This is a genomic window from Dysosmobacter acutus (genome assembly GCF_018919205.1).
In the GTDB taxonomy this organism is placed as follows: Bacteria; Bacillota; Clostridia; order Oscillospirales; family Oscillospiraceae; genus Oscillibacter; species Oscillibacter acutus.
The window spans coordinates 895,851-910,101 of record NZ_JAHLQN010000001.1 but is presented as its reverse complement, the minus strand read 5'-3'; the positions used below and the strand labels follow the sequence as shown (position 1 = coordinate 910,101).

The window sequence follows — 14,251 nt, the reverse complement described above, 5'->3', positions numbered from 1 at the left end:
GAGCGCGAATGACAGTAGGAGAACGGATCACACAGCATAGAAAAAATCAGCAGCTGTCCCAGGAATCGCTTGGAGAAGCCCTTGGCGTGTCCCGTCAGGCCATCTCCAAATGGGAGTCGGACGCCACGCTGCCGGAGGTGGAAAAATTAGTGGCCATGAGCCGCCTGTTCCATGTGCCGGTAGGCGTTTTGTTAGGCGTGGAGGAGGCGCAGCCCGAGGAGCCTTCCCAGTTGGACGAGCGGCAGCTTGCCATGGTGGAGGAGATCGTCTCCCGTTACTTAAACGTCCGTGAGGGAGCGCAGAAGAGCCAAACGGCCCGGCAAAACCGGAAGCAGGGGCTGTTTGCGCTTGCGGTTCTCATGCTGGCGTGTGCCGTGCTGTTGGGCGCCTATCGAAATCTCAAGTGGAAAATCGACGGCATGGGCGACGAGTTTCGCGAGAACATAGAGCGTGTCAAGTCCTCGGTGGAAATTCAGATGGACTCCCTCGCCGGGCGGGTGGAGGATATCCTGAGGGCACAGAATCAACTGACCGCGGTCTACGCGGTGGAGCGGGAAGCGGTGGATGTGGGAGCGGATACCATCACCTTCCGCCTGTCCGCCACCCCAAAGACCTTTGAGCCGGGAATGAAGGCCACGTTTGTGGCGGAGAGCAGCGGGACCACAGAGCAGGCGGCGCAGGGTGAGGGGCCCGACTTTTCCGCGGAGCTCACCTGTCCCCTGTCCGACAGCATTGCCCTGTCCGTCTGCTTTCAAAGGGGTGAGACGCTGGAGACCCAGCTGTTGGAGGTGGTCACTGGCGCTGAGCGGGGAACTATGCTTTATTGTAGCAGCGCAAGCTATGATCGGGAAAGGCCGGGAGGAGTCCCGGAAGGAGGTCTTTTCTGCATTGGACGAAATGAGGTGGGTGCCTCCTTTTCCCTCTATGACCCCGCCTATTCGGATGCGGTTTACGCCCAAGGTGCGGAAATCGGCTACTTTGTCAACAGCAAACCGGCTTTTACAATGGAGGCTGGCCCGGCTGTTACCTTTTCAAGCGGCGGCGATGACTTTGAAGTCATATTGCCGGAGACCTGCTTCCCCGTGGAGGAGGGGGACATCATTGTATTGGGGGCGGTGGCCACCGACAACTTCAGCCGCCAGTTCCGCTGGGCGCCTTGGGCCTGCCAGGTAAAGGAGGGAGAGCTGAGGGTTGTGGAACCCCCGGCGGAGTGGGCGCAATAGGGCAAACATAAAAAGGAGCGGAACGGCTGCGCCGTTCCGCTCCTTTTTTCAGAAAAAATCACTTGTGTTCCAGCCCCAGGCGGACATACTGCTCCGCCGGCGCGTCGTTTTGACGCATCAGATCGGCCATGGCCTGGGCCAGACGCTGCTCGATTGCGTCGTCATGATAGGGATGCATCTGCTTGGGGTCTGTCTCCAGATCAAAGAGCAGGTTTCCTCCTTCGTAGAGTCCGTCGGGACCGTAGAGAGACTCCGGATCGTCGGAGATCATGCCCATGGCGTTGCCTGGCAGGCGAATGAGGGGCGTACCCTTGGTAAAGGACATGGGCGGCACGAACTCGGCCTTGCGCATTTTTTCCAGAGTGATGCTGCCCGGATAGCTGGTCGGCGTCTGGAGATAGTCGTAAAGCTGATCCACCTGCTCCCTCAGCGGGGCACGCATGTAGACATACCGGCCGTCGGTGACGTTGACATGGAACCCGTGCATGCCGAACAGGGCGTAGTCCCGGATTTTTTTGTCCGAGGCCGCCGTCTCCTTCAGCGGGATTCCCAGCATGTCCCCAGGGCGCTCCACGCCGAAATACTCCAGCAGCGTGGGGGCGATGTCGATGGTCTGGCACAGCGCTGTCCGCCTCACGCCCCGAGCCCCGCTGCGGGGGTCCCACAGGAAGAAGGGCGTGTGGACCAGCTCGTCGTAGTGGGGCTCGCAGATCTTGCCCCACCAGTTGTGCTCGGTGAGCAGAAAGCCGTGGTCCGTATTGACGATCAGCATGGTGTCGTCCCACAGGCCGTACTGGTCCATCCGGTCCAGAACCTGGCCCAGGTAGTGGTCGCACATGCTGACGGTGGCATAGTACTTGCGGATGCCGTGGAGGATCTCCTCCTCCGTCTCCCCGGCAAAGCCCACCTGATGATACTGGGGCCAGTCGAAGGCGCGGCCGTGGTACTCCTTTTCATAGAGCTCCATAAAGCGGTCCGGAACATAATAGGGCTCGTGGGGGTCAAACTCCTCAATCTGGAGGAACCAGTTGTCGGCGCTGTGGTTGTCGTCTAAAAATTCCAGGCCGTGCTTAAAATTCTGGGCAATGGAGATGTCCTCCTCCCGAGGCATATAGTGGCGGTTGATGTACTCCTGGCGGCCGCAGTTGTCGGTCCGGCCGTAGAGATGGGGAGGCGTCTCCCACTCCACGCGGGCCTTCCAGGGATCGCCCTCCTTGCCCCGGGCATACTCAAAGGAGTTGTATTTGGTCTGGTAGTCGCTTCCGCCCTGCTCCCAGTAGTGCCAGTGGTCGGAGACCAGGTGGGTGTAAACCCCGCTCTTTTTCAGCAGCTCCGGCATGGAGTCGTCGTAGAGCTCGATTGGGCCCCAGCCCCGGTGCAGGAAGTTGTAACGGCCGGTGTGGATTTCCCGCCGGGCAGGCATGCAGGGCAGGCTTCCGGCATAAAAGTTGTCGAAAGTGGCCGCATGTTTTGCAAGACGCTCAAAGTTGGGAGCGATGATATCGGTTCCGCCGTAAGGCGGCAGCATGCCGCGGTTCAGGGAATCGAACATGATCATGATCGCTTTCATTTCATTTCCTCACTATTTCTACGGGAATTATTCCTCTCCGCTGTCCGCGATGCCGGCAGGCGCCCGAACGTGGCGCACGGCAAATGTGACCACCAGGATGGTCACCAGATAGGGACACATCTCCAGCAGCTGAGAGGGGATGGTTCCGTCGGTGAAGACGTTTTTCAAAGAGGCGGAGAAGCCAAAGATCAGGCTTCCCAACATGGACCCGACGGGGTTGTACTTTCCTAAGATGTTCACAGCCACCGCGATGTAGCCGCGTCCGGCGCTCATGCCAAATGTGAAGCGGTTCACGTGGTCAATGGCCAGGTAGCATCCGGCCAGGCCGCAGAGAATCCCGGTGATGGACTCGCCCAAAAACCGGTATTTCTTGATGGAGATGCCGATGGACCGGGCGGCCAGAGGCTTTTCTCCCACGATCCGCAGCCTGAGTCCCCAGGTGGTGCGGAAGAGAAACACCCAGCCCACGATGCCGATGAGCATGGTCGCCGGCAGCAGCAAAGAGGTGGTCCCCAGGATAGGCAGCCTGACATGGGGCAGTGCGCTCACCGAATCGGAATAGGCCCGGGAACCCCAGATGATCTGCGTCAGGGATGCCGTAAAGCCGGCGGCAAACATGTTGAGCCCGATGCCGCAGATGACCTGGTTCATGTGGTACTGGACGCACAAAACGCCGTGGATCATGGCATACAGCCAGGCGATCAGCACGCCGCAGATCAGGCCCACCAGAGCGCTGCCCGAATAGTAGGAGCCGCAGGTAGCGCCGAATGCCCCCATCAGAATAAAGCCCTCCATGCCCATGGGCATGGTTCCGCTGCGCGCGGAGAAGGTGCCTCCGATGGCGGAGAGCGCCACCGGGATGGAGGAGCGAAGGGCAGAGGCCAGAAGAAGACCCGCTAATTCCATATTGAGGGTTCCTCCTTTTTCCCAAGAGTTGTAAGATTTCGTAAACTCCGCATCACCGGGCCTCCCTGGCATCCGCACGATGCTTTTCCGCCAGAAGTTTTTGCAGCGGCCCGCACAGGGCGTCCATCAGCTTGGGCGCCACCATAAAGATGACGATCAGCGCCTGAATGATGGAGATAACGTCCATGGGGATGGCGGCAATCCGGTTCACCGCGCTGGCGCCGGACTTGAGTCCGCCCCAGAGCACGGCGGAGACCAGAACCATCAGGGGGTTGTTGCCGGCCAGAGCCGCCACGGCGATGCCCTCAAACCCGTATCCCGCAGAGAACCCGTCTGTGTAGCGATACTGCACGCCCATGACCTGGGTCGCGCCGCAAAGGCCGGCCAGCGCGCCGCTGATGAGCATGGTGAGCACCAGCATCCGGTCGGGGTTGATCCCGGCGGTCTGGGCCGCAAGCTGATTGGAACCCACAAAGTGAAGCCGGTATCCAAGCTTGGTGTAGTTGAGCAGCAGCCAGATGACGATGACCAGCACCACGCCGATCACAATGGCGGAGGAGAGGTAGTGTCCCTGCACCAGCTTGCCGATCTGCGCCTGAATCGGGAGCTTTGCGGTGCGTGGGTTTCCCTGCTCGTCCACCAGAGGATAATTGGCCAGGTATCCACAGAACAGCTGGGACACATAGTTGAGCATCAGCGTCACAATGACCACGTTGGCGCCGAATTTCACCTTCAAAAAACCGGCCAAGGCGGCGTATAGGCCGGCGGATACACAGCTGAGCAGGAGGATCAGCGGCACAAACAGCGCCCTGGGCAGCGGCGGAAGGTATCCGCCGATCAGCGCAGCCACCATGGCGCCCACATAGAGCTGTCCCTCCGTGCCCAGGTTCAGCACGCCGCCGTGCTGGGCAAAGGCAAAGGCCAATCCGGTAAAGAGCAGAGGCGTGGCGTAGTGGAGCGTGGTCAGCAGCGCGTCGCCGGAGCCAAAGGCGCCAAGGAAGATCAGTTTGTACGCCTGGAGCGGATTGAACCCTGCGGCGTAAAAGACAAAGCCGCCGCAGATCAGCGCAAGCAGCAGCGCGATGGCCATGCGCAGAGCAAGATAGGCGGATTTTCGTTTTCCAGTCAGATTCATGCCCGGGTCCCCCCTTTCCCCTCGGATGCGGCCGCGCCGGTCATCAAAAGGCCCAGCCGGTCGTCATCAAAGCGCTCCGCTTTGTCCACCGCCATGATCTCGCCTCTGTAGAGGACGGCAATGGTATCGCTGAGCTTTTTGACCTCGTCCAGGTCCGCGGAAATCAGCAGGATGCCTTTCCCCTGATCCCGGTAGCGGAGCATGACGTCGTGGATGTACTCCGAAGCGGACACATCCACGCCTCGGGTGGGCTGGGCACAGATCACCACCTCCGGGGACCGGGAGAAAACCCGGGCGATAACCACCTTCTGCTGGTTGCCGCCGGAGAGGGCGCCGCAGGGCGTTTTGGCCGAGGGGGCCTTGATCTGGAAGCTCCGGACCAGGGTCTCCGCGTTTTTCTGGACGGTCTTCCAGTCCATGACGCCACGGCGGGAAAATCCGTCCTCATAGCCTAAGATGGAGTTCTCCGCAATGGAGCGGGGCAGGGACAGCCCCCGGACCATCCGGTCCTCCGGCACATGTCCAATCCCTTTGCGGATGAAGTCCGCCGCGTCGCCGGTGACCGCTTCCCCGTTGAGAGTCAGCTCCATGGAGTCCGGCTTCAAAAGCCCGGTCAGCGATTCAATGAGTTCCGTCTGGCCGTTGCCCTCGATACCGGCAATGCCCAAAATCTCGCCTTTGTGAATGGTCAGGCTGATGTTTTGAAGCACCGGGAGGCCGTTTCGACGGTAGCTCAGGTTTTTGATTTCGCAAAGCGCCCCGCCGATGCGGGGAGAGGGGCAGCGCCTGTCAAAGTTGACCTCCCGGCCCACCATCATGCCAGCCAACTGCTGCATGCTGGTTTTCTCCTTATCCACGCTGCCGATGAGCCTGCCGTCCTGCAGCACGGTGCAGCGGTCGGCGATCTCCATCACCTCGTAGAGCTTGTGGGTGATGATAACAATGCTCTTTCCCTCGGCCTTCAGCCGCCGCAGCGCAACGAACAGCTCCTGGACCTCAATGGGTGTCAGCACCGCGGTGGGCTCGTCCAGGATCAGGATATCCGCGCCCTTATACAGGGCCTTGAGGATTTCCACCCGCTGCATGGCGCCCACGGACAGCGTCTCCACCCTGGCGCGGGGATCAATGAGAAAGCCGCTCTCTTTGGCCAGCTGCTCCACTTCCTCCACAGCCCGGTTGAAGTCAAAGAACACGCCCTTGTGGGGCTCGCTGCCAGCCACCACGTTTTCCGCGGCGCTGAGCACTGGAATCAGCATAAAGTGCTGGTGCACCATTCCGATTCCCAGGCGGATGGCGTCCTGGGAGTCCCGGATGTCCGCCCGCTCCCCCCGGATAAAGACCTGTCCCGCCGTGGGCCGGTGCATTCCGTACAGTATTTTCATCAATGTGGTTTTGCCGGCTCCGTTTTCCCCAAGCACAGCGTGGATTTCACCCTGCCTGAGGGTGAAATCCACGTTTTGCAGTGCCTGGACGGTGCCAAAGGCCTTTGAAATGCCGCGCATTTCAACAGCATTCATGCAAAGCACCGCCTCTCATGAAATTTCAGGCGGAAAAATCAGGCAGCCTGCCCGTTCTCCGCAACCCAAGCGTCCACCGTGTCCATGGTGGTGGCCAGCACCACATCGCTGTTGGTCTCGTACCAGTCGCGGGCGGCCTCCACCTTCTTGATGATCTCATCGGAGAGCTGGACGGAGGCGTCGTCGGTGAGATAGTCGAAGGCTCCGTCGCGGATGGTGGGGTTGACGGTGCCGCTGACCCAGGTCCCGTCGATCATGTCCTTGCACTGGTCATAGATGATCTGGCTGAGGACAAAGCCGGCGGTTGCAACGATGTAGGGGGAGAGAGTGTTCTGGTTGGAGCCGCAGCCGACGCCGTAGAACTGCTTTTCCTCCAAAGCGGCCCAAATGCCGGTGCCGCTGCCATCCAGGTTCATGATGACGTCCACGCCCTGCTCATACATGGAAAGAGACATCTCCTTTGCCGTGTTGACGTCGGAGAAATCGCCCACGGTGGAGACCAGAACCTCCACGGAGGGATCGTAGAACTTGGCGCCGCAGGCAAACCCGGCGGCCATGGCCACCACGGTCGCCACGTCCATGCCCAGCACCGCGCCCACCTTCTTGTCGGCGTTGGCATACTCATAGCTGCTGTCCTGGGTCAGAAGACCCGCGATCACGCCGGTCAGGAAGGTCTGTTCGGCACCATTTTTCACAATGGAGCAGATGTTGTCGCCCACAACTTCCTGGTCGACAATGGTAAAGAGCTGATCGGGGTATTCCGGGGCAACCTGCTCCACGGCAGTGGCGCCGTCGGAGGAGAGGACGATAATCAGGTCGTAGGAGCCGTCCTGGGCAAAGTCATAGGTCATGGTGGTGTACTCGTCGCCGGAAGAGGGCTCCGCGTAATCAAAGGTGATGCCCATGTCTTCCTTGGCGGCGTTCAGGCCGGCATAGACCATGTCGTTGAAGTTGTTGTCGCCCAGGCCGCCGGTGGTGAAGACGACGCCCACCTTCAAGGCGGCCTCGCCGCCCTCGCTGGAAGAGCCGGCGGAAGACTTGGAGCCTGCCTCCAGGTCCGTGGTGCTGCCGCAGCCTGTGAGCATCCCAAGGGCCAGGACGGCGGCAAGGACAAATGCGAGCATTCTTTTCATATCAGTTTCCTCCTGAATAGAATTTTGGCAGAGTGTTCTCTGCCGGCGGATACTGCCGTTTACACGGTCTTAACAGCGGTATTTTATCATGTGAATTGGGAGGATACCGCGACAAATGTCATTTTTCGCCCCGGCTCAGTGATTATTTTCCCAGATATCCGCCATTAAAAAACACCATGGGGCCCTGCACAAGCAGAGTCCCATGGTGTGCTGCGGTTTTTGCTCAATAAAAGCACTGCTCCTGTCGTTCCTTCAGTGCCTCGTATCGGGGCGGATCGATGTAGATGGAGCCGGATTGAATCAGGATCAGGTCCTCCGCCTTCAGCTGAGGGAGGATCCGCTGGAGGGTCCGGACGTTGATGCACATGAAGTTTGCGATCTCCGTGCGCTTTTCCGGAATCTTCACCGCGCCGTCATAGTCCAGGGGATAGCAGCGCCGGTAAAACTCATAGGCGTAGATGAGATAGGTGATCACCCCGGCATAGGGCGGGTAGTTGTTGCACTCCGAGAGCCGCCAGAGGCCGTCGTTGAGGCGGGCCAGCGTCCGGCCAGTCAGTTCGTTGGTGAAGTCCACATAGCGGGAAAAGCAGAGTCGGACGGTGCTTTGGGGAATCATGGCCAGCACGGATGGTGTTTTGGCAAAAATGGTGGCGCTGAAGTCGCAGTATGTATGCCGGCTCTTAAAATTGCCGTACAGGCCAAAGACATCATGGACGGTGGCCTTGCGGAACCAGACCTGCTCCCCGTTTTTAAAATTGCAGGTGGAACAGCAGACGCCCTCTAAGATAATATAGGTTGCAGTTGACTCCGGGTCCTCGCATCGCTGAATCACCACATCCCCGGGCTGGTAGCGGCGGATGCGGATGGTGCTCAGCAGCTCTTCCGGCAGCTCGTGCAATATGGCGGCAATGGATGGGTCCCGGTCCATATACTCCCGAATTTCCACTGAGAATCCCCCTTTTATCTGGGAGTGGTCGGATTTACCTCTATTCAAAGCAAGTATAGCACAGCCCGGCCTGCCATACAATCGCATATTTTGCGCAGCCTCCCCAAAATCGGTCAAATGTCGTTTGCAATTTTTGTCCCTTGGAGTATAATCATCTCACTATACGACCGGAGACTTTTGGGGAGGGAACCATGAAACAGTACAACGTGATGATCAAGCCCGCCTCGTCGGCCTGCAATCTCTGCTGCCGGTATTGCTTCTACGCGGACGAAAGCCGCAGCCGCTCCGTGGCGGACTATGGGCGGATGTCTCCGGAGACGGTGCAGGCCATTTTACAGCGTTTCCTTGAGCAGGAGGCGGACGGCTTTGCCTTTGCTTTCCAGGGCGGCGAGCCCACGCTGGCCGGACTGGATTTTTACCGGGACTTTATGGAACGGGAGCGGGGCTTTCGCCGCGGGAAGGTGCGCCACGCCATCCAGACCAACGGATTGCTGTTGGATCAGCAGTGGGCCCGATTCCTGCGCCAAAATCACTTTTTGGTGGGGCTCTCCCTGGATGGAAACAAGGCCAGCCACGACCTCTACCGGGTGGACCGGCAGGGAAAGGGGTCTTTTAAGCACGCCTTTGCCGCCGCCCGGCTGCTGGAGCAGAATCAGGTGCCCTTTAATATTCTGACCGTGGTCACTCCCCAGCTGGCCCGGCACATTCCCAGCATCTTTCGCTTTTTCCAGGAAAACGGTTTCCGGCATCAGCAATACATCCCCTGCATGGGCCCCCTGGAGGATGGGGCGGGAGACTATGTCCCCACACCGGCGCAGCTGGAGTCATTTTTGAAAACCCTCTTCGACATCTGGTACCGGGAACTGCTGGGAGGAAACTATGTGTCCATCCGCTTTTTCGACAACCTGGTCTATATGCTCCAGGGGCAGGCGCCGGAGCTGTGCTCCATGTGCGGCCACTGCAACATCCAGTACCTGATCGAGGCGGACGGCAGCGTGTTTCCCTGTGATTTCTATGCTCTGGACGGCTACTGCCTGGGCAACATCCGGGACTGCTCCCTTGAGGAGATCGACCGGCGCCGGCGGGAGCTGCGCTTTATTGAGGACTCCCTGCGTCCGCCGGAGGAGTGCAGAAGCTGCCCCTGGGCCTACCTCTGCCGGAACGGCTGCCGCCGGGACCGCCGGCCGGGTCCGGGCGGAAAAAACATATACTGTGCGGCCTACAGGGGATTTTTTGAATACAGTTATGAGCGGCTGCGCCAGGTGGCCGGCGGCCGGGGAGGGCGGATATGACCAGGGGAAGAAAACTTTATTGGAAGCTGTTTCTCAACGCGTTGAGCCTGAGCGCCTTCACCTTTGGAGGAGGCTATGTGATCGTCTCGCTGATGAAGAAGAAATACGTGGATGAGCTCAAGTGGCTGGAGGAGGATGAAATGCTGAACCTGGTGGCCATCGCCCAGTCGGCGCCCGGCCCGGTGGCGGTCAACGCCTCCATGATCTTGGGCTATCAGTTGGGCGGCGGAATCGGCGCGCTGGTCTCTATTCTGGGGACCATCCTTCCGCCGCTGGTGACGCTGTCCGTCATCTCCGCGGCCTATCAGGCTTTTTCGGAAAACGCCGTGGTACAGGCGGTTCTGCGGGGCATGCAGGCCGGCATTGCCGCCGTCATCGCGGACACCATCTTCACCCTGGCTGGAAACGTACTGCGGGAGAGGAGCGTTCTGTCCGTCTTTTTGATGGCTGCCTCGTTTGCGGCCGTGTATTTCGGCGGGGTCAATGTGGTGGTGATCATCCTGATCTGCGGCGCGGTGGGCATCGGCCGTGGATATCTGGCCATGCGGCGGGAAAGGAGGGCATAAGCCATGGTATTTTGGAAACTCTTCCTCAGCTTTTTTCAGGTGGGCCTGTTCAGCTTTGGCGGCGGAATGGCCGCTCTGCCCCTGATTCAGACCCAGATGGTGGATATCCACGGATGGCTCACCCTTTCCCAGTTTGCAGACCTTGTCACCATCGCGGAGATGACTCCGGGGCCCATCGCCGTCAATGCCGCCACCTTTGTGGGCATCCGGGTGGCCGGGCTGCCCGGGGCGATTGTGGCCACCGTAGGCTGCATTCTGCCCTCCTGCGCCATTGTGCTGATTCTGGCCCGGCTGTATGTGCGCTATAAGAGTCTGAGTCTGATGCAGGGCGCTCTGAGCGGGCTGCGCCCCGCCATCGTGGCGCTGATCGGCTCGGCGGGCGTATCCATCTTTTTGATGGCGATCTGCGGGGAAGGCGGTTTTTGCGGCCTGGGCTCAGTCAACTGGATCGCGGTGGGAATGTTTGCCGTGGCATTTTTGCTCCTGCGCAAGTGGAAGGTGAGCCCCATTCTCTTGATGCTGTGCTCCGGCGTGGTAGGTGGAATCCTCTACACCCTGTTTCCGGCTTAAGCGGGACAGATCGCCTCTCAAGGAAAAAAGCGCCGCATCAAGCACGGCGCTTTTTATTGCATCCGCCTCCTCCCTGTGGTATGATAAAAGTTACAAAATTCAACAGCAAACGGAGGGTTGACATGTCTCGCATCAGTAAGGAGAACTACTATCTGGACATCGCCCAGACTGTGTTGGAGCGCTCCACCTGTCTGCGCCGGCGCTACGGCGCCATCATTGTGAAAAACGATGAGATCATCTCCACCGGCTACAACGGCGCCCCCCGGGGGCGCAAGAACTGCGTGGATATGGGATACTGTGCCCGGGAGGCCATGCAGGTGCCCCGTGGGGAGCGGTACGAGCTTTGCCGCAGTGTGCATGCCGAGGCCAATGCCATCGTCTCCGCCGCCCGCAGGGACATGGTGGGCGGTACGCTCTATCTGGTGGGCCGGGACGGCCGCACCGGCGAGCTGCTCAGCGACGCCACCTCCTGCCCCATGTGCCGCCGTCTGGTCATCAACTCCGGGTTGGAGCGGGTGGTGATCCGCAATACCAAGGAGGACTTTGAAGTGGTTCCCGTGGAGGAATGGGTGGCGGACGACGATCTCAAAATGATCTGAGCCCGGCCGCATGCGCGGGATGACAGCACATGCCGCAAGCCGGCATGGGAAGGGGAGAATGCTTTGAAAACCGGATTGGTCACCTTTTATCACATTCATCATTACGGCGCTTTTCTTCAGGCCTGCGCCACGGCCCGGGCGGTGAAAGCCCTGGGCAGTGAATGTGAGATCATCGATTACTACGTAAACCAGAGCAACGACCTGTTTCGCGGCGCGCGCTCCGTCGCCGCCGCTGCCTCGGACGCCCATACGGCGCTGCACTATGGCGCGCTGAAGGCCCGCTACGACCGGTTTGAGCGGTTCTCGGCAGAGCACCTGCCCATTTCAAAGCATCGCTACATGAGCTTTGAGGAGCTTCAGAAGGCGGATCTGCCCTACGATGTCTATCTCTCCGGCAGCGACCAGATCTGGAACCCCAGGATTTTTCCAGACGGCCGCTTTGACCCCGTGTTTTTCGCGGCATTTACCCAGGGGCGCAAAATCGCCTACGCACCCTCCTTCGGCATCTCCCAGATTCCCTCCGACATGGAGGAAGAGCTGAAGGGGTATCTGGAGGACTATGAGGCCATCGGCGTCCGGGAGCGGGCCGGACAGCAGATCGTAAAGGAGATTGCGGGCCGGGATGTGCCGGTTGTGCTGGATCCCACGCTGCTGCTGCAAAAAGAGGAGTGGGCCGCCATGGCGGCCCAGCCCGGACCCACCGGCGGATATATCCTGTGCTACTGTATCAGCAGTCCCGGCGCCCTGACGCCGTATGTAGCCAAGCTGGCCGAGGCCACGGGACTGCCCATTGTGCAGCTGTGCGGCATCCGCCGCAAGGTGCACCCCAGAGCCCGATGCGTGTTGGACGCAGGACCGGCGGAATTTCTGAGCCTCTTCCAAAACGCCGCCTATGTCTGCACCAATTCCTTCCACGGCACGGTGTTTTCCGTGCAGTTTGAAAAGCCTTTCTTCACCACGGTGGCGCCCATGGAAATGGCCCACCCTGAGCAGTCCCGCACCTTCAACCTGCTGACCACCCTGGGCCTCACAAGGCGCGTGGTGGGCCGGGGAGACACGGCGGAGCTCACAGAGGAGATCGACTACGCCGCCGTGGGCCAGCGTCTGAAGGCCCAGCGCTGCCGCTCCCTCAAGTACCTGGGCTGCGCGCTGCGGGGCCAGGTTTTTGACGATCAGGAGGAGATCAACCGTCCCCTGCCCGTCCTGGCCAAGCGGGAGGAGTGCACCGGATGCGCCGCCTGCTACAGCGGATGTCCCAAAAACGCCATCTCTATGGTCCGGGACAAGGAGGGCTTCCTCTATCCGGAGGTGGACCACGACCTCTGTGTGGAGTGCGGCCACTGCACCGTGATCTGCCCCGCGCTGAACAAGAGGGAGCAGCGGGAGCACCTGCCGGTGGCCTTCGCCGCCTGGAACCGGGATGAGAACGTGCGTCGGGACTCCACCTCCGGAGGTGTGTTTTCCCTGCTGGCGGACTATGTGTTCGAGGACGGCGGCGTGGTGTTTGGCGCGGCGCTGGACGCTAAAATGCACCTGCGCCACATCGCCTGCTGGTCCAAGGAGGAGCTGCGCCACCTGCGGGGAGCCAAATATGTGCAGAGTGATATCGGCGACACCTACCGTCAGATCAGGAAGCTTGTGGAAAGCGGCAGAAAGGTGCTCTTCTCCGGAACGCCCTGCCAGGTGGACGGGCTGTACCGCTATCTTGGGTACCGGCCGGAGAACCTGCTCAGCTGTGACCTGGTGTGCCACGGCGTACCTTCTCCCGGCGTGTGGGAGGACATGGTGGATTCCATACAGCGTGAGACCGGCCGAAAAATCCAGAACGTGCGCTTTCGCAACAAGGTCAGCGGCTGGAAGGGCAGCCATCTGACCACGCTCTTTGAAGGGGGCACGGTCAGCTCCCGCCCGCTGACCCAGACGGAATACGGCCGGGCCTTTGGCCGGGCGCTGTTCCTGCGGCCCTCCTGCTACCGCTGCACCTATGCCTCCATGAACCGTCCCGGCGACTTCACTCTGGGCGATTTCTGGGGGCTGCGGGATGACGAGCTGCCGGAAGAGCAGCATAAGGGCGTTTCCCTGCTGCTTGTAAACACTCCGCAGGGCAGCCATGTATTCGATCAGCTGCCCATCGCCCGGGTGCCCTTCCCCATTGAGCGGGCCATCTCCGGAAACCCCCGGCTGGCGTCGCCCACCGCCCTGGTTCCAGACCGCGCCGCCTTCTTTGCAGCCTATGCGGTGGAGCCCTTTGACCTGGTCCGCAGGCAGTATCTGAAGCTGCCGGGCCTGCCCTATCTGATCGCCGCCAAAGCCCTTTCCCCGGAGGTGAAGGCCAAGATTCGCAAAAAGCTGAAGGGGTAAAGGGCATACGCTTTCCCGGACACGCCTGACCGCGCCGCCGCGCCGGCGGTGAAAACAAGTTGAAAGCGCCTGCGTCCCAAGTTGGGCGCAGGCGCTTATAAATGAGGCTGATTGCAAAAAAACAGCCGCCCCAAAACGGGCGGCTGTTTTCAAGACAGATCAGTCGGTGACGAAAGGCAGCAGGGCGATCTGCCGGGCGCGCTTGATGGCCTCGGTCAGCTGGCGCTGATGCATTGCGCAGGTGCCGGTGGTTCTGCGGGGCAGAATCTTGGCGCGCTCGGAGACATAGCGGCGCAGCTTGGCCACGTCTTTATAGTCAATGGACTCGCACTTGTCCACACAGAACTGGCAAACCTTTCTGCGCTTGCGGTTCATGGGACGAGCGGGTCTGTTCTCGCGTTCCATAGCCATGGAAAGTTCCTCCTTTTATGAT

13 protein-coding genes are annotated in these 14,251 nt (G+C 60.2%); 6 read left to right on the top strand and 7 right to left on the bottom strand.

Annotated features, from left to right (window positions below):
• Positions 1-8: 8 nt before the first annotated feature.
• On the top strand, positions 9-1,223 hold the full coding sequence (locus KQI82_RS04325) for a helix-turn-helix domain-containing protein (protein WP_216559184.1): 1,215 nt from the start codon (positions 9-11) through the stop codon (positions 1,221-1,223).
• 58 nt (positions 1,224-1,281) lie between these two features.
• On the opposite strand, the gene KQI82_RS04320 is transcribed toward KQI82_RS04325, so the two are convergent.
• From KQI82_RS04320 to KQI82_RS04295, 6 genes are all read right to left on the bottom strand, one after another.
• Entirely contained in the window at positions 1,282-2,793 is a 1,512-nt protein-coding gene (locus KQI82_RS04320; RefSeq protein ID WP_216559181.1) for a sulfatase, read from the bottom strand.
• Positions 2,794-2,820: 27 nt separating this feature from the next.
• A complete protein-coding gene (locus tag KQI82_RS04315) occupies positions 2,821-3,699 on the bottom strand; it encodes an ABC transporter permease (RefSeq protein ID WP_216559178.1) in 879 nt (292 codons plus the stop codon).
• Between the two features lie 52 nt (positions 3,700-3,751).
• Entirely contained in the window at positions 3,752-4,834 is a 1,083-nt protein-coding gene (locus tag KQI82_RS04310; RefSeq protein WP_216559175.1) for an ABC transporter permease, read from the bottom strand.
• On the bottom strand, positions 4,831-6,351 hold the full coding sequence (locus KQI82_RS04305) for an ABC transporter ATP-binding protein (RefSeq protein ID WP_216559172.1): 1,521 nt from the start codon (positions 6,349-6,351) through the stop codon (positions 4,831-4,833). Before KQI82_RS04305 ends, KQI82_RS04310 begins: the two co-directional genes overlap by 4 nt.
• 38 nt (positions 6,352-6,389) lie before the next feature.
• A complete protein-coding gene (locus KQI82_RS04300) occupies positions 6,390-7,484 on the bottom strand; it encodes a BMP family lipoprotein (RefSeq protein ID WP_216559169.1) in 1,095 nt (364 codons plus the stop codon).
• 223 nt (positions 7,485-7,707) lie between these two features.
• On the bottom strand, positions 7,708-8,430 hold the full coding sequence (locus KQI82_RS04295; RefSeq protein ID WP_216559166.1) for a Crp/Fnr family transcriptional regulator: 723 nt from the start codon (positions 8,428-8,430) through the stop codon (positions 7,708-7,710).
• A gap of 191 nt (positions 8,431-8,621) precedes the next feature.
• On the opposite strand from KQI82_RS04295, the gene KQI82_RS04290 reads away from it, so the two are divergent.
• The 5 genes from KQI82_RS04290 (at position 8,622) to KQI82_RS04270 (ending at position 13,818) form a co-directional block, all read left to right on the top strand.
• Positions 8,622-9,722: a radical SAM/SPASM domain-containing protein gene (locus KQI82_RS04290; RefSeq protein WP_216559163.1), complete on the top strand. Its 1,101-nt coding sequence runs from the start codon at positions 8,622-8,624 to the stop codon at positions 9,720-9,722.
• Positions 9,719-10,288, top strand: a complete 570-nt coding sequence (locus KQI82_RS04285; protein ID WP_216559160.1) for a chromate transporter — start codon at positions 9,719-9,721, stop codon at positions 10,286-10,288. Before KQI82_RS04290 ends, KQI82_RS04285 begins: the two co-directional genes overlap by 4 nt.
• A gap of 3 nt (positions 10,289-10,291) precedes the next feature.
• Positions 10,292-10,858: a chromate transporter gene (locus KQI82_RS04280; protein WP_216559157.1), complete on the top strand. Its 567-nt coding sequence runs from the start codon at positions 10,292-10,294 to the stop codon at positions 10,856-10,858.
• A gap of 122 nt (positions 10,859-10,980) precedes the next feature.
• Positions 10,981-11,457, top strand: a complete 477-nt coding sequence (locus KQI82_RS04275) for a deoxycytidylate deaminase (protein ID WP_216559154.1) — start codon at positions 10,981-10,983, stop codon at positions 11,455-11,457.
• A 63-nt stretch (positions 11,458-11,520) separates the two neighbouring features.
• Entirely contained in the window at positions 11,521-13,818 is a 2,298-nt protein-coding gene (locus KQI82_RS04270; protein WP_216559151.1) for a polysaccharide pyruvyl transferase family protein, read from the top strand.
• 159 nt (positions 13,819-13,977) lie between these two features.
• Here KQI82_RS04270 and rpsR read toward each other — a convergent pair whose 3' ends face one another.
• Positions 13,978-14,229 (bottom strand): 30S ribosomal protein S18, encoded by a 252-nt coding sequence (rpsR, locus tag KQI82_RS04265; RefSeq protein ID WP_216559148.1) that lies wholly within the window; start codon positions 14,227-14,229, stop codon positions 13,978-13,980.
• Positions 14,230-14,251: the final 22 nt, after the last annotated feature.